This window comes from Arthrobacter zhangbolii, assembly GCF_022869865.1.
In the GTDB taxonomy this organism is placed as follows: Bacteria; Actinomycetota; Actinomycetes; order Actinomycetales; family Micrococcaceae; genus Arthrobacter_B; species Arthrobacter_B zhangbolii.
Map to the genome: position 1 here is coordinate 264055 of NZ_CP094984.1, position 14644 is coordinate 278698.

At 63.3% G+C, this 14644-nt stretch carries 19 protein-coding genes; 8 read left to right on the forward strand and 11 right to left on the reverse strand.

Annotated features, from left to right (window positions below; translation table 11 throughout):
• Positions 1 to 97 precede the first annotated feature (97 nt).
• Positions 98 to 700, forward strand: a complete 603-nt coding sequence (locus MUK71_RS01320; protein ID WP_227904736.1) for a hypothetical protein — start codon at positions 98 to 100, stop codon at positions 698 to 700.
• Here MUK71_RS01320 and MUK71_RS16350 read toward each other — a convergent pair.
• The gene (locus MUK71_RS16350) at positions 612 to 1115 is read right to left on the reverse strand and encodes a hypothetical protein (RefSeq protein ID WP_489884320.1); all 504 of its coding nucleotides are present in this window, start codon (positions 1113 to 1115) and stop codon (positions 612 to 614) included. The genes MUK71_RS01320 and MUK71_RS16350 overlap by 89 nt on opposite strands.
• Before the next feature lie 477 nt (positions 1116 to 1592).
• Between MUK71_RS16350 and MUK71_RS01325 the strand changes: the two genes are divergently transcribed.
• Together MUK71_RS01325 and MUK71_RS01330 are read left to right on the forward strand one after the other, a co-directional pair.
• A complete protein-coding gene (locus MUK71_RS01325) occupies positions 1593 to 2507 on the forward strand; it encodes an ABC transporter ATP-binding protein (RefSeq protein WP_227904738.1) in 915 nt (304 codons plus the stop codon).
• Positions 2500 to 4089 carry an ABC transporter permease gene (locus tag MUK71_RS01330; RefSeq protein WP_227904740.1) on the forward strand — a complete coding sequence of 530 codons (1590 nt, stop codon included), beginning with the start codon at positions 2500 to 2502 and terminating at the stop codon, positions 4087 to 4089. Before MUK71_RS01325 ends, MUK71_RS01330 begins: the two co-directional genes overlap by 8 nt.
• Before the next feature lie 72 nt (positions 4090 to 4161).
• Here MUK71_RS01330 and MUK71_RS01335 read toward each other — a convergent pair whose 3' ends face one another.
• The gene (locus MUK71_RS01335; RefSeq protein WP_227929271.1) at positions 4162 to 4527 is read right to left on the reverse strand and encodes a nuclear transport factor 2 family protein; all 366 of its coding nucleotides are present in this window, start codon (positions 4525 to 4527) and stop codon (positions 4162 to 4164) included.
• A 166-nt stretch (positions 4528 to 4693) separates the two neighbouring features.
• The gene (locus tag MUK71_RS01340; protein WP_227929272.1) at positions 4694 to 5545 is read right to left on the reverse strand and encodes an aminoglycoside phosphotransferase family protein; all 852 of its coding nucleotides are present in this window, start codon (positions 5543 to 5545) and stop codon (positions 4694 to 4696) included.
• Between the two features lie 186 nt (positions 5546 to 5731).
• Here MUK71_RS01340 and MUK71_RS01345 point away from each other — a divergent pair, with 186 nt between their 5' ends.
• Positions 5732 to 6415: a hypothetical protein gene (locus MUK71_RS01345; protein ID WP_227904747.1), complete on the forward strand. Its 684-nt coding sequence runs from the start codon at positions 5732 to 5734 to the stop codon at positions 6413 to 6415.
• Between the two features lie 14 nt (positions 6416 to 6429).
• Here MUK71_RS01345 and MUK71_RS01350 read toward each other — a convergent pair whose 3' ends face one another.
• From MUK71_RS01350 to MUK71_RS01365, 4 genes are all read right to left on the reverse strand, one after another.
• Positions 6430 to 7035: a DUF1349 domain-containing protein gene (locus tag MUK71_RS01350; RefSeq protein ID WP_227929273.1), complete on the reverse strand. Its 606-nt coding sequence runs from the start codon at positions 7033 to 7035 to the stop codon at positions 6430 to 6432.
• Positions 7036 to 7208: 173 nt separating this feature from the next.
• Positions 7209 to 7676 carry a DUF2975 domain-containing protein gene (locus MUK71_RS01355; RefSeq protein WP_227929274.1) on the reverse strand — a complete coding sequence of 156 codons (468 nt, stop codon included), beginning with the start codon at positions 7674 to 7676 and terminating at the stop codon, positions 7209 to 7211.
• 79 nt (positions 7677 to 7755) lie between these two features.
• Positions 7756 to 8265: a putative immunity protein gene (locus MUK71_RS01360; protein ID WP_227929275.1), complete on the reverse strand. Its 510-nt coding sequence runs from the start codon at positions 8263 to 8265 to the stop codon at positions 7756 to 7758.
• Between the two features lie 63 nt (positions 8266 to 8328).
• On the reverse strand, positions 8329 to 9045 hold the full coding sequence (locus MUK71_RS01365) for a DUF998 domain-containing protein (RefSeq protein WP_227929276.1): 717 nt from the start codon (positions 9043 to 9045) through the stop codon (positions 8329 to 8331).
• Between the two features lie 52 nt (positions 9046 to 9097).
• Between MUK71_RS01365 and MUK71_RS01370 the strand changes: the two genes are divergently transcribed.
• Positions 9098 to 9688, forward strand: a complete 591-nt coding sequence (locus MUK71_RS01370) for a TetR/AcrR family transcriptional regulator (protein ID WP_227904761.1) — start codon at positions 9098 to 9100, stop codon at positions 9686 to 9688.
• Here the strand turns inward: MUK71_RS01370 and MUK71_RS01375 are convergent.
• On the reverse strand, positions 9652 to 10047 hold the full coding sequence (locus MUK71_RS01375; protein WP_227904764.1) for a VOC family protein: 396 nt from the start codon (positions 10045 to 10047) through the stop codon (positions 9652 to 9654). The two genes, MUK71_RS01370 and MUK71_RS01375, sit on opposite strands and share 37 nt — an antisense overlap.
• A 150-nt stretch (positions 10048 to 10197) precedes the next feature.
• Here MUK71_RS01375 and MUK71_RS01380 point away from each other — a divergent pair, with 150 nt between their 5' ends.
• Positions 10198 to 11052 (forward strand): MerR family transcriptional regulator, encoded by an 855-nt coding sequence (locus tag MUK71_RS01380; RefSeq protein WP_227929277.1) that lies wholly within the window; start codon positions 10198 to 10200, stop codon positions 11050 to 11052.
• Here MUK71_RS01380 and MUK71_RS01385 read toward each other — a convergent pair.
• Positions 11045 to 11497, reverse strand: coding sequence for a hypothetical protein (locus MUK71_RS01385; protein WP_227929278.1), 453 nt, complete (start codon positions 11495 to 11497; stop codon positions 11045 to 11047). The two genes, MUK71_RS01380 and MUK71_RS01385, sit on opposite strands and share 8 nt — an antisense overlap.
• 84 nt (positions 11498 to 11581) lie before the next feature.
• The gene (locus tag MUK71_RS01390; RefSeq protein WP_227929279.1) at positions 11582 to 12046 is read right to left on the reverse strand and encodes a DUF2306 domain-containing protein; all 465 of its coding nucleotides are present in this window, start codon (positions 12044 to 12046) and stop codon (positions 11582 to 11584) included.
• A gap of 323 nt (positions 12047 to 12369) precedes the next feature.
• Between MUK71_RS01390 and MUK71_RS01395 the strand changes: the two genes are divergently transcribed.
• Entirely contained in the window at positions 12370 to 13194 is an 825-nt protein-coding gene (locus MUK71_RS01395) for an NAD(P)H-binding protein (RefSeq protein WP_227929280.1), read from the forward strand.
• Between the two features lie 264 nt (positions 13195 to 13458).
• Positions 13459 to 14040, forward strand: coding sequence for an amino acid permease (locus MUK71_RS01400; protein ID WP_227929281.1), 582 nt, complete (start codon positions 13459 to 13461; stop codon positions 14038 to 14040).
• Between the two features lie 12 nt (positions 14041 to 14052).
• Here MUK71_RS01400 and MUK71_RS01405 read toward each other — a convergent pair whose 3' ends face one another.
• A complete protein-coding gene (locus tag MUK71_RS01405) occupies positions 14053 to 14613 on the reverse strand; it encodes a TetR/AcrR family transcriptional regulator (RefSeq protein WP_227929282.1) in 561 nt (186 codons plus the stop codon).
• Positions 14614 to 14644: the final 31 nt, after the last annotated feature.

Here is a 14644-nt window from a genome sequence, read left to right on the forward strand (position 1 = left end):
ACGCGAACCACGAGGTCAAACAGGTATCCGGGCATGTCAATGCCAGTAAGTGCGGTTGCATGTGCCGCGGAGTAGGACCGGCTTACGGGCTCCAGGAATGCGAGTTCCTACCTGCGGCAGCGGGCTGGCGGCTGCCTCCTTCCCATTGACGATGGGAGGCATGATCGGCGGCATCGTAATCTCGCTGTTGGTTGCCGGAGCCGCCCGGCGGCTGGCCGCCCTGGCCGGATTCGCCGTTGCTGCAGGGCTCGGCCTCACCCTTGTCCTGCAGTCCTGGTTCGAATACCTGCAGGGGGATTTCTGGATCAATGCCGCCGCGATGGGACTGTCGGTTCTCGCAACCGCTTCGTTCATCGTGGGCTGCAAGTCGTTGCTTGGCGCCAAGGGCATCGGCGTCGGCGCGGTCATCACCATGTTCGTGGCTAACCCAATCTCCTCGGCGACGACACCATGGCAGTTCCTGACTGAGCCTTGGGGCCAGATCGGGCAGTTCTTCGTTCCGGGAGCGTCGAACTGGCTCATTCGCTCCCTGAGCTATTTCCCCGATGCGAACCTCGCCCCGCAGTGGTGGATCCTCATCGGCTGGACCGCCGTCGGCGTCGTCCTCACGCTCACCGCCCATGCACGGGCAGCTGCAGCGACACCCGCGCCGCACGCCCAGCGTGATGACGAGCCCCGTGAAGAAGTGTCTGTGGCCTAAAAAAGATGGTCAGCGCACGAGGTCGACGGCGGCGGAACCTCGCGAACCCGACAAGCAGGAACAGCGCAATGACTTGGGTGATCCACAGCAGTCCCCACCAGTCGGGCTCCGGGCTGGTGGCGTTTGGGATGTGCCAGAACGGGCTGATCGCCAGGGTCGTATCCGGGAGCTTGAATGTTGGGCCGAGCAGGGTCAGCCCAAACGAGAGAAGGACACCCAGCCATGCGGCGAGGCTGACCTGAGGTCGGGCGCCGACGACGGCTACGGATACCGCGATGACCGTCCAGACCGCGGGCACGGTTGCGACGGCTTGCAGGAAAGCGTCGCCGAAGTTGACGCCAATGTGTGCGCCGGCGGCCAGAGCGGCGATCAGTGTGCCGGGCCCCGTTCGGGGCGTCCCGGTCTGAGGAGACACTGAGGTCTACTATTTGCATCGTTCAGGCGAAGAACCACTGGGTGTTGAATAGTTGCTGCTCGGCTCTGCTGAACGGGCATGGGGAGTCGCGGTGAGCCTGATGCCCAACCCGCCGAAGCCGAACGCGGTGGTCGGCATTCCGGGGTTCTAGAACCACTTCAGCCGGATGTTCGTGAGGACTGCATGGACGAGGTTTTGGCCGACTCCCACGAACCCGATGTTGTCCTCTTCGCTTTACGTTGGTCACCATGGCGGAGTGCTGGTTCAGGGGGAACTGTCCGCATCGCTGTGGTCCCGCGGCAGCAGCACCCGGTTCATGATTCATTGCACGCCGCCCGGCCAGACATACTCCTCGACGTGGTCAAGAATAATCCGCAGTGATCCCGGCATAGATCCTCAGGAACCCCTTGCTGACATCGCCACCATGGTGATTTGCCAGCACACTAGCTCTAGGCATGACTAGAGAACGGGGAGGCTATGAGCGCGGAGTCGGTCATCAGTGTTCAGGGGCTGGAGAAGTCTTTCGGGAAATTCCAGGCTCTGAACGGGCTGAACCTACAGGTTCAGCGTGGGCAGGTGCACGGTTTTCTGGGGCCAAACGGTGCAGGGAAATCAACAACTATCCGCGTGCTCTTGGGGCTGTTGAAGGCCGACGCCGGAGACCTGCATGTCCTGGGAAAGGATCCGTGGCGGGAGGCCGTGCCGCTGCATCGGCGGCTTGCCTATGTGCCGGGCGATGTCGCGTTATGGCCGGGCATGACCGGCGGCGAGGCCATCGACCTGCTGGGATCGCTCCGCGGCGGGCTGGACGAGGGGCGGCGGGCGGAACTGATCCAGCGGTTTGAGCTGGATCCCGCGAAGCGGGGCCGCCAGTACTCCAAGGGCAACCGGCAAAAGGTAGCCATCGTCGCCGCACTGGCCTCCGACGTCGAACTCCTGATCCTCGACGAGCCAACCAGCGGTCTGGACCCGCTGATGGAGAACGTCTTCCAGGAAGTGATCGGTGAGGCAAAGCAACGCGGCACTACGGTGCTGCTCAGCAGCCATATCCTCGCCGAAGTCGAAACCCTCGCGGACCGGGTGAGCATTATCCGGGACGGACGGATTGTGGAGGAAGGAACGCTGGCCCAGCTTCGCGGGCATACCACCACGGCCGTCCACGCCACTCTGGAACGTGACCCGCTGCCCGGCCAGCTGACCGCATTCGGGAACGTGCACCTGGACGGCGGCAAACTCACGGCTGTGGTGGAGTCCGCACGGGTGGGTGAGGCAATGGCAGCACTCACCCCGTTCGGCATCACATCGCTGACCGTTGAACCGCCCTCGCTGGAGAGCCTCTTCCTGCGGCTGTACGACGATGACACCCCCTCTCCACGGCGCGCCCATGAGTAACGCCCTGACGGGTACCGGGCCCCTGCTGCGTGCTACTGTCCGGTTCGACGGACGTAGCTTTGTGCCGTGGATCCTGATCGCGACGGCGCTCTCTGCGTCCTCCGTGCTCGTCTACCCATGGGTCTTTCCCACCCAGCAGGACCGCCTCGGACTGGCCCTTGCCATTGGCTCCAACCCGGCACTGGGCCTGATCTTCGGGCCCGCCTACGATCTGAGCACCGACGACGGTTTCAACGCCTGGCGCAGCCTCGCCCTGGGCGGATTCCTCGCCGCACTCGGATCGATTTTCACCGTCACCCGGTCCAGCCGGGGCCAGGAGGACTCCGGACAGGCCGAGCTTCTAGCATCCGGTGTGCTGGGCCGGAGCAGCCGTCTGCTGGCGGGAGTGAGCCTGGCCCTGATCGGCTCGGTGGCTCTGGGCGGCGTCGCCGGAGTCGTCACTTCCTGGTGCGGCGGCGGCTGGAATGCCTCCCTGCTGCTGGGAGCAACGTTCACTGCCACCGGTTGGATGTTCGCGGCGGTCGCCGCTGTGACCGCGCAGCTGGGATCCGATGCGCGGACGGCGAACTCGCTGGCTGTGGGTACCTTCGGCGCGCTTTTCCTGCTGCGCGGCTTTCTGTATTCGGTGGAGGCACCGGACTGGACGTCTTGGATAAATCCGTTGAGTTGGATGACGGAAACCCGGCCGGCCAGCGGCAACCACTGGTGGACGCTGCTCCCCGCAATGGCTCTTACCCTGGTCCTGCTCGCTATAGCCTTCGTGCTGCAGTCGCGGCGCGACTTCGGGCAGGGGGCAATCGTCCCCGGACCCGGCCCCGCCCGGGGCAGGGTTGGAACTCCGTGGAGCCTGGCGGTCCGGCTGAACCGTGCCCCGCTCCTGACGTGGACCGTTGCATTTCTGATTATCGGGGTGGTCTTCGGGTTTTTTGCCCGCTCCTTTAAGGACATCCTGAGCGGTGACAGCGCAGCCGCCTCGGTTCTCGCATCCGGCGCAGCCACGCCGGATGGCCTTGCGCCGGCCTTCCTGGTGACGATCCTGAGCCTGGTCGGTATTCTCGCCGCCATTCCCGGCGTGCAGATCCTGCAGAAGGTGCGGATCGAGGAACTGGAGGGCCGGCTTGAGCCCGTTCTGGCCGCCGCCGTTCCGCGCTCCCGTTACTTCACGGCAAACGCCATGCTCGCATTGGCCACACCAACCATGTACCTGCTTCTCGCTGGAGCCATCATCACGGCGCTGGCCTCCGGGGACCTGGGCATCGACGCCGGCAAGGTTCTGCTGCAGGCCGTCGTGACGGTTCCGGCCGTATGGACGGCTACCGCCGTCTCGGTGGCGGTCGTCGGTGCGCGGCCGCAGGTGGTAATCGCGTCCTGGGCTGGTGTGTTTATTTCCTTCGTGCTCACGTTGCTGGGCCCGACGTTCAGGCTCTGGGACTGGGTACTGGCGATCAGTCCGTTCTGGCACGTTCCCAACGTTTCCGTCGACGACGCCGGGTGGGGCGGGTTGGTGGGAATCTCCGCCGTGACTGCGGTGTTCCTGCTGATCGGTTTCACTGGTTTTCGCCGTCGGGACCTCGATGGGTAGCCATTCGTCGCCGATGGAGCGGGGAGTGGCGTTTTGACGTCGCGGTGGGGGATCCCTCAGCGTGCGTGGTGGTCAGCTTGGGATCGGAGTCTGCTGATACGACGCGAGAGCCCAACCGTGGCTGTTACGGACATACACGCTGGTCATTAGGGCCTCGAATGCCGGTGCTGGGTTGTCGCGGTAGGCAGTACCTCGATAGACGAGCACGGCGGCGGATTCCCCGAGTGGGATGAGTCGTTCCTCATCGATGTCGTAGGAACGCCATGGTGGTGCTTCATTGAGTGAGTCAATGACGTCCTGTCGGCTGAACACTTGACCGTGTGCCAGGACCATGACGCCGTCGTCTGTCATGATTCGACCGTAGAAGTCGGCACCGGTGCTGTTGCACAGCGATTCCCAGCCCTGATGCTCTAACTCCATAAGTTCTTGCAGGCTCATGTGGCTAGGGTAGTCGCCCTTGTAAGGCCCTGGCTGCCCGAGCGTCGTGCGGCCATTGGCCGCACACGCAAGCAACGCGCCCTGTATCTACATCTTCAGGTCAGCCCGTCCCCATCGCTACATGTGGCCTATCTTCAGGTGCCGACGGCGGGCCACGGTCGTTCGCTCAAAAGGACTGTTTCTCGAACCAGGAATTTGCTCTTGAGACCGCCCTGTCGATCTCTGCTGGAGGCCGTTCATGGAGAATGGCGAAGGCAAGCTGCTGGAGCCGAAAGGTATTCCGCCGGACGGAGGCCCGGCGCACCTCCGCAGCATTCGCAATGAGTGAAAGTTGTTTCCATCCGTTCCAAACACCCACGCAGGCGAGGTCGGTGGACAGGTCGCTTCGGGAAGACAGGTCCCAGTCGAGTACACCCGACATGCGCCCGCCCTCCCAGAAGACGTTGTGGCCCCCGAGATCGCCATGGGCAAACACTTCCTTGACTGGCTCAAGGTTCACCAACGCCCAGATCGCATCCATGGCTTGCCTCTGCACCTCCTGCTTCAGGCGTGGAAGTACCTCTTCGCGCTGGATCCGATACCACTCCGGCCCCCCACAAAATGCCAGAGGCTCAGCGAGCAACCCTGAGATTGGCTCCGTGGGAATGGATGACATCCGGGCGAGCAAGTCCTGTAGCTCTGATGGCTCACCTTCACCTGCAGGACAAGGTGAGCCGGGCACCAGTTCAACCGCAACGGCTGAAAACTCATTTAGCGTTACTGCCGGGCCCAACGATCTGGGTACGTGGAATCCGATCGATACCGGAATGCTGTCTACTAGTTCCTGGCGCTTTCGCATCTCAACGTTCATGCGCGGATCGCGTCCGATCCGAACCGCAGCCGCCCCATGCAGCAGAACAACAATATGAGCTGACCCGATCTCTACAACCTGTCGCTGAGCCGCTTGTGCAGCCGGCGACAGGTCCTTAATAGCGATATCCACGATCGAGTGAAGAATGCCGTCTTCCATGCTCCCCATGACCCGAAACTAACAGGGCTCTGTCGCAGATGCGCGTTTTGCCGCTAGGCCGCAGCAGAAACAGGCATGGCGTTGCACCGCGTTGTTCCCGGCGATCGAGCGTCGCGATCCGGTCCTTTACGGGACATTTGCGGCCTGAAACTCATTCCCATTTACAGACATCTTCGCTTGATTCATAGTCAAGGCATGAGAGTGGTCGGTATTCTCCCCGAAGACGCCCCCGATCCCCGTGTTGAATGGGCCGAAAACCTGAAGCGCATGCCTATTCCGGTGCTGGGGCTTGTACCCCAGCCGTCGCTGGAGGACACGGACTTAGTCAGCCTGAACTCCGCCATGGGGGAACATGGGTACAGCGAAATGACAGCGAGCATCACCTACACTCTCTGGCGAAACCCGGATGATCGCTCAGACCCGGTTAACCTCGCGGACCTCGACGAGGAGACCCGCAGATCGATCGAGGAAGTTCCGCCCTGGCCCCGGCCTCCGTGGCTGATCGAGCAGGTGGAGCGAATGCGCTATCCGCAGCTGTGGGAGGCCGTGCGAACCACTTGGCACCGCGAGCCGTCGGAGCGTTCTTCGGTTCAAAGCCTCCTGGCTGACCATGTCAACTACATCCTCATGAACCAGTACCGGCAAGAGCTCTGGCCAGGGGCCAACCCCTGGGACCAGCACGCACCCATAATTACCGGCCGGATGGTCAACGGCCACGCCAGGACCGTCGTCAACGGAGTCGATGTGCCCGGTGCAGAGGTCGATACCGACCCGTTCGTCTACGGCGTCGGAGCCCGCTTTACCGGCGGCGTCGTGACCGCCGTACTTCCACGCACTGAACTCAAATGGATCCAGGTCCGGTTTGCGACCCGAGGCTGACGGAGCACGCGACGCTAGTCGCTCTCAGGGTGCAGCGACGGATCCGCGCCGGTTTCGACCCATCGGGTGAAGGTGACCGTCAGACCATCCCGCGTGGGCGAGGCACAAAACGGACCGGCCGCGGCACTCGCGGTCTCGCTCAGGGGAGCGACGCGGATGAGGCGGAAAGGTTCATCGCCGGCGCGTGCCCTGATGGTGACAGCGTCACCGGATCTGCTCAACCGCACCGTGATGACCTGACCGATCCACTCCGGAACAGGTGCCACCGACCAGTCCGAGACCTCGTGCGTGACGACGGCACCAACCTGCGGAATCCCGTCGGAAACCTCGACGCCGGCCTTGATCCACACCGACTCCGAGACGTGCAGGAAGATTCCCGCCTGATCGAACTGCTCCGAGTAGTCCAGGAGAAACGAGACCTCCATTGCACCCTCAGCACCTAGCGGCGCAAGGAGAGCATGTGCGCTGTCATGGACGAACCCATACGAGGTGTACCTCCACGCATCACTGTGCCCGGCCGCGGTCACCTGCAGACAATTCCCGTCAGCGACGACTTGTATCGGCGGGTTACGCCACGTCCCCCGGCCCCAGGCAATCTGGTTTTCTTCGGCCTTTGTCATCGCGCTCAATCTCCCCGTGTGAGTCTTGAAATCCTTTTACATTGTCCAAGCAGTGGCGCATGGGCCTGCACTTGGGGCGATTCAGTAGCGGTCGTTGGGTGGCTAAGCCTGCCCCACTCGTTTCACGCTCCCATGAAGATAGTTGGTGAAGCCGAGAGGCTGATGCGGATTGGCTACTGGTGAGAGCCCTCGTCCGAGGCATTCTCCAACCAATCCCTTAGCCCGTGCCGAACAGCGAAGATACCGGCAAGCAGGGCGAGGGAAACAAAAAACCCGAAAAGGATTGCCGGGCCTCCAAACTTCGTCCAGGACAGGGCATGGGCACACACGCCGGCAAAGACCGCTGCCATGAACGCAAGCGAAGCCGTCATAACGTTGGTCCATCCGACTGTCCGGCTGTCCAGCGACCTTTCCGTCAGGACAGCGGAGACGAGCTGCCACGCTGCCACCAACGCCACTTCAAAACCGATGAACCCGACCGTAATTGCTGCGGTATAGGGGAAAGCGAGATACGCAGCTTCGGGAAATCTGCCGGCGTAGCTGTCACCCGCCTGCGGAATGAGAATGAGCTGAAGCAGTAGTGCTCCGAGAGCTAGGACTGCGAACGCAATGCGCAAAGGCAGGGCTTCCTGCTTCGTCATAGCAACATCATCTTCCTATCTCACGGTTGTTTTGCCTGCTTTGGCGGGAGGGGCTCTTCAAGCCTTGCTGCAAACGCGATCAGAAAACAGACCAGCAGATGCTATTCCTGCGGGCCTGGTCCTCCAGGACCAGGGAATGGAGACGGTCCGGTATCTGCTGACGCTGCCAGTCGCGCTCAGCACGCGCGGCGCCCCGTTCCTGATCGTGAGGTGCCGTCGCAGCAGCAGCCCTGATGGCATACGCGGCCGCCCCCAGATTATGTTCCGGAACGTGGGCGACACAGGCCGCCTGCCCGGCCGCGTACGCGGCGAACCGGGAAGCGCCACGCAACGGACGCGCAGCACCCATCGCGTGTCCGCCGATTGCACGAGTGGCCATCATCTTCACTTCACCGCGCGTCCAGGCCCGTACAGCTTCAATCGCCCTACGAGGCCGATCATCCGCACGGTTTGATATCTCGAAGAGCTCTAAGACATGCTCTGCGCAGGTAGCCGCCCACAACGCCAGGAGCCGGTGATCGGCTTCCGTCAAAAGTCCACCGCGTCGGACAGACACGAGACGAGGATCGCGGACAGCAGGGAGAATCATGGGACTGTTTTTACTCCTCCCTGTTCTGGCAGCGGCACAACACCCGGACGGTTTATGGCCTCATTATGCAACTGTGGGCGTCGTCGGCGCGGAACCAGGAACCGCTTCCTGGCTTGAGGTGGTGCTCCGGCGGCCGGGTGTCGTCATCAGTAGGATCACGCCCAGCACGGCGCCCCATATGGTGAGGGTATCGAAGGCGAGGCGCTCGGTAATGCCAAGGCCCAATGAAATCGATGGCCCACCGCTGATCGCATCGATGAAGAGAACAAAGCCGGCGATCGAGAGTGCGAGACTCGCCAGGGTCAGGGCTAACGCCCACCGTGCTGCCGTGCTGCCTTTGAGTGCGACGGCGAGGATGGCCATTCCGATCCACTGCATCAGGGCCTGGGCCAGGGCCGCGGCGTCATGAGCCTCCGGGTGAGTATCCCAGGGTAGGAAACCGACCAGCATCACAAGCGCACCGCCCGCGGCCAGGAAGGACATCGCGGCTTTCCCTACCCGCTGTCGAGGCCAGGCCGACCACAGAAGGATGGCTCCGACAGCCATCAGGGCTCCGTTGGCAATCGTGGAACCGTTGGCCAGCAGATGGCCGGGGGAGCAGATGTAGCGCTCGACGTGCGTGCCGGCGTCGAACGTCCTGCAGGCGGTCACGCCGAGATCGCTAATGAAATTTGAGGACCAGGAGTACGGGTTTGGCCACTGCGCTGCCGCAATTACCTGCGCCGGAAAGGTCAGGAGGCACAGCGTCCACAGCGCGGCGCCCCAACGAAGTCGTGTCATGCCCCGAGCATACAATACGAACGTATGGTTTGGTTCGGAGTAATCTCAAACCATGACTTCGGCGGGCGCCCAGCGCATTCTTACGGCTGTGCAGGACATTCTGGTTGAGCGCGGTCTTGAAGAGGTGACGATCCGCAACGTTGCTGCAGCCGCCGGCCTCTCGATAGGCGCCGTCCAGCATCACCATAAGACGAAAGACGATTTGATCATGGCGGCCATGAACGAGGTCTCCAGGAACTTCATCGAGCGGGTGGGCTCCGCAGTGCACCCGGAGGCATCGGCGCGGCAGAATCTGGACGCAGTGTGCAGGATTCTCGGGGGAGTGGACGATGAATCCCGCACCGCTTCGGTGATTTGGTTGTCCTACGCCTCGAAGGCCACAACCAGCAGTGCAGTTGCCAGCGCCCATCAGGCATCCTGGCGCCTGATGGAAGAAGGCCTGACAACCCTGCTCCGGCAATGGAATCCGGACCTCGCCCCGGATGACGCCGCCATGCTCATGGCACTGCTCGATGGCCTGGCCATCGCCAGGGTAACTGAGACCGATCGAATGACATCTGAACGGGCTCAGCGTCTCATCGACCAATACCTGGACGGGCTCGAACCTCAGCTCCAGGAACGCGTGGACAGTACCACCAGATAGCCGTCGGGATCAGCGATGGTGACCCCATGCTCGTCCCAATACGGATTGCGTGCGCTCACCCGCCGCCCGCCTGCATTCTCAATGCTCTCCAGAAGCTGGTCCTCAACCGGACCCTCAAGATAGAGAACCAGAAGGTCCTCCTCGCTAGGCGCGGGAGTAATTTCCCGGTCCAGAACCAGCTCGAGATGCCAATTTCCGCCCGGCCAGCCGATAAACGCCAGCTCCTCCAGCGTGCCGGTTTCACTGGGCTTCCGCCCCTCCAATGTCATACCGAAGCCTTGCACCCAGAAACGTATGGCGGCATCCATATCCTTGGTGGGCCGTGCAATTCTGATGTGGGCGGCAGCGAGGGAAGTCATATATGAAGGCTACAAGTGACATAGAGCAGTTCAGCGGGATTCGGGTGCCCTCCGCCCGGTAGTGTCTTGCGAAAGGTTGTCAGCACCGTCATGAAGTCCGGGTGTGGAGTCCGGGCGTGACGTCCCGCCCCGTTATGGAAGGCCCCGTACATGCCCTCACCGCTTGTCCCGCTTCCGCCGCGCCAGGTCGGGATTGCTGACGCGGCACAGTTCACCGGCACCGCACCGGAAACGATCCGTGAGTATCAACGGATTGGCCTGCTGGCCGAGCCCGCACAAGGCAGCGACGGCGGCGGCAGGTACGGCTATGAGGACATGATCCGGCTGCTGTGGATCCGCAAAATGGCCGACGCCGCGATGGCCGTGGATGACATCCGTGAAGTCTTTGCCGACCCGGCTCCTGCCGGTGACGACGACGGCGGCGATGCCGCCGCCGTCGTCGTAAAGCGCATGCGCACCGTGGAGGGCCGGATGGGCCTGCTCTCCGACGTCGTCACGGGACGCCTCGAGGAGCTGCCGGCGGGCTGGCTGCGCCAGGCGGAGTTGGACAGCCTGCTGGTCATGGAACGGATTTTTGGGCCGCTCGGAGCGGCCGTTAATGCCGGCCGTTACACCGTCATGGCCGCGCACCCGGGTCTGCGGGAGGAATCGGACCGCGTGGAGGCCGCGGAGGAAGCGCTCGATGACACGGTCGCCGTCGAGGACCCCCGCGTGGTGCAGGCCGCCGCTGACCGGCACGCTTTTGAAGGGAAACTGGACGCCGCCATCATCAATTCCGGCCAGGCGCAGAGCGACGATGAGCTCTTCGACTCCTGGGATGCCCTGAACCCCGCCGGCACGGCACGTGGGGAGGACGCCGGCGCGGGGGAAGCGTGCGTAAGCCTCATCGACGCCGTCAAAATGATGCCCTACGACTACTCCCCGGCCCGCCTGCGGTGCCTGGAACTAACCGCAGAGCTCGCCGCCAACGAGCCGAACGCGGCCCCTGCTGCGGCGGCTAAATAGCGGCTACGCCGTCGCCGGGTCCATGCTTGATAAGCGGGCCTGACGTGCCGCTGAGACGGGTGCCCTGCTCGGTGGTGGCGGCCATAACCAGCACGCCAAACTCGAAGCCTGAATACCGTGTGCGCTTAAACAGGCCGGCCTTCGGCTCGGCGTGCGCGCCGGGCCCGATAGCCGATACAAAAACGTCGCTGGCCTCGTCACCACTGGCAATGAAGGTCACCCGGCGCTCGTAGATCTCCGACTCGAAGCGGGCGTGCAGCTCAACGACGAACTCGCCACCGACTTCCACATCGGGATGCATAACGCTCCCGTCCCCCAAAGAGACTTCACCGGCGGGCTTCAGCGTTCCGTCAGGCTGGCGGACCAGTACTGTCGCACGGCCTTCCCGAACCTTGCCGTCTTTCGCCCATGCGACATCGTCACGGGGATAACTTCCCAGGGTCACCTCGGCTTTATTCACAACGCGCACCCCTTTCCGAAGCTGTAGGGCACAACGTTACGGCCTCCAGGGTTTCGGCTGTGCCGCGGCTCATCCATGGCGGGAAAGCGGTGTTTTTAAGTGCGCTCGTGCCGAAACTGAAATAAGGACAATACCCATAACGAGAGGAAGCTGGAGGAAAACAATCGCATTTATCGCCGGACTTTCGAAAGGCAGCTGATCGAAGAACTGGGCTATCCCCGTTACCACCAACATGAGATACGAAGTCTGCATGAGCACGAGATGGCGGGACATCCAAGTGGAGCTTCTCGGCCGCCGTAAAGGCTGGTAAACGGCGAAGCCCACAAGGACGAGGACCACCACTGATATGGCATGGAAGAGGCTGGGCCCGTTCCTTATCTCGTAGATGCCGAAGGAAGAAAATGCCATCACCGAGGCGGACGCAGCATACAGCCACCCCAACCTTCTATGGAGAGCTGTGCCCTTGCGCAGGACAAGCACGATAGCGCCAGCGAGCAGTGCAACGCTGACAGCGAGAACATGCAGGACCACCATGGTGTTGAGTATGACATCGAGCAGAACACACCCGGTGCCCAGCGGGGCGGGTCGGTTGCCGCACGCCCCGGACATCTGCCCGCCGACCCCGGGCAGCACACGTTCCGGCGGGAAGCACCACCAGTCCCGCTGCGCAGATCATCGGAGCTGAGCCTGGACGAGGAGCAACAGAACATGGGCAAGAACCGCCGACAACAGTCCGCCGGGGGGCCTTGCGGACAGGAGCTGACCGCAAGCCCTGCCACGCTGGGATCAGTACCAGATCGGACGAGCCCCGTGATCATCGAGCTCAGCACCGGACCGCCAATGAAAGGACCTGCCCCATGCGCATTCTCGTCACCGGAGCCACCGGCCAGGTCGGACGCCACCTCGTGTCTCAGCTACACGAGTCCGGGCACACGGTCCGTGCGCTCACCCGCAACCCCGCCAAGGCCGATCTGCCCGCCGGTGTCGAGGCGGTAGCCGGCGACCTGACCGGCATCACCAGCCTTAGATCGGCGTTCGAGGGCATAGACGCTATCCACCTGATCACCTTCGGCGGTGACGACGGCGAGGATCTCACGAACGGAGCGGAGATCGTTCGGCTCGCCGAGCGTTCCGGCATCAGCCGAGCCACGGTCCTAGGCGGCTGGTCACCCACCAGCATCGAAGGGGCCCTGAAGGCCAGCTCCATCAGCTGGACGATCGTGCAACCGGCCGAGTTCATGGGCAACGCCCTCGACCTGGCACCCGAGGTCCGTGCCTCACGCACGGTCTCCATGCTCGCCAACTACCCCAGCGCCGTCGTGCACGAAGCCGACATCGCCGCAGTGGCAGCCACGGCGCTCACCTCAGACGGGCACGGCGGCAAAGCCTATCCGCTGACCGGACCGGAGGCACTCACCACTGCTCAGCGAACACAGCTACTCGCTGAGTCAACCGGTGAGCCGATCAGGTTCGTTCAACTGAGTGAGGAGGCGGAGCGCGAGCGGCTTCGTGGCTACGGCTACGACGAGGACTATGTCGAGTTCGGCATCCAGCTGGCCGCCAACCCACCCGCAGCTGCCGGCACGGTCCTGCCCACCATTGAAGAGGTAACTGGACGCAGCCCGCGAACCTTTGCCCAGTGGGCCAGGGAACACGCCAACCAGTTCCGAGCCGTCTCTTGATCCGGGCGCATCCTCCCAGGGCGTCGACGCCGCCCTGGGAGGATGCGCGGGTCTCCGCCGAGACTGGGCGGCGAGGATGGCAATCATGGCAAAGCGGGCCGGCCGGTTGATGCGCAGTTCCGCGAGGATGCGGCGGACCGGAGCCCGTTTCATCTGCCCCGGCCGGCACCATGGCAGGTCGGTGCGCCTACCGGCCAACACTTTTTGTGCACCGGATTCCGCCCAAGTATTGCGCAGGGGCAGCAAACGGAAGCCAATAGCCCAATGACGACAGATTCCGGCACGGCCGCAGCAAAAACACCAACCGGGCTGAAGCGCGCCGTTGGCGTGCCGCTGCTGTTCGCGTTTATCGTGGGCGACACCCTCGGTGCCGGCATCTACACCCTCGTGGGGACCATGGCCTCCGACGTCGGCGGGGCTATCTGGATACCCCTGCTGATCGCGCTGGTGGTCGCGCTCCTCACTGCCGCAACCTACGCGGAACTGATCACCAAGTACCCGCACGCCTGCGGAGCCGCGCGCTATGCTGACCGGGCTTTTGGCATCCCCTATGTGTCATTCCTGGTCGGCTTCCTGATGATGGCCTCCGGAATTACCACGGCTGCCGCGCTGGCGAACGCCTTCGCGGCCGACTACCTGACGGCGCTCATCGATGTGCCGGCAGCCCCCGCAGCCGTTGTCTTCATCATCCTGCTGACCCTGATCAACCTTCGCCAGGATTGCGCTCCTCACCCAGCAATCCGCGGCTATCTGGCTCAGTGCCGCCGTCTACGTGCGATCGGATCCTTGTTGTTCCTCGCTGCCCGTGCGCAACGCAAGCACGAGGACCGGGTGAACGCCGGCTAACCCGCACCCCGCTCAGCCTGGGGCATGCAGCATCCGTTCGACGGCGGTGACAACCGCCTGCCGGCGGGCGGCAACCTCCTCACCACGGGTCGGGTTCTCCGCGAGACCAGTCAGACCCTCCGGTGAAAGCTGCCAGGCCTGCGCTATGGCGTAGATAAACACCAGAATGTCGACGGCGGAGAGTGGGTGGGCGGCAGCCGTAGCGACGGAGAGGGTCTTGCTCCGGTAGGTATCGCCCGGCTCCGCGGTGGCTTCGGGCCGTTCAAGCCGGGCCCACATGCTGAGGCGGAGGACTTCCGGGAAGCGCTGGTGATGGTCGAACACGTCTCCGGCCCAGCCTGCGAGGTCCTCGGAGCGCGGCGGGACATTCTCTGCCATACGGCGCAGGGCGTCCGCGACGGTGGCATCAAACAGGCCGCTTTTGCTGCCGTAGTATGCGTAGATCATCCGGACGTTGCTCCGTGCCTGGGCAGCGATCCGCTCCACACGCCCGCCGGCCAGGCCGTGGGCCGCGAACTCGATGGTCGCCGCGGAGAGAATCCGCTCCCTCGTAGCTTCGGCGTCGCGTGCCATGCGGTTCCCCCTGATCAGGTCTTGACGGGCC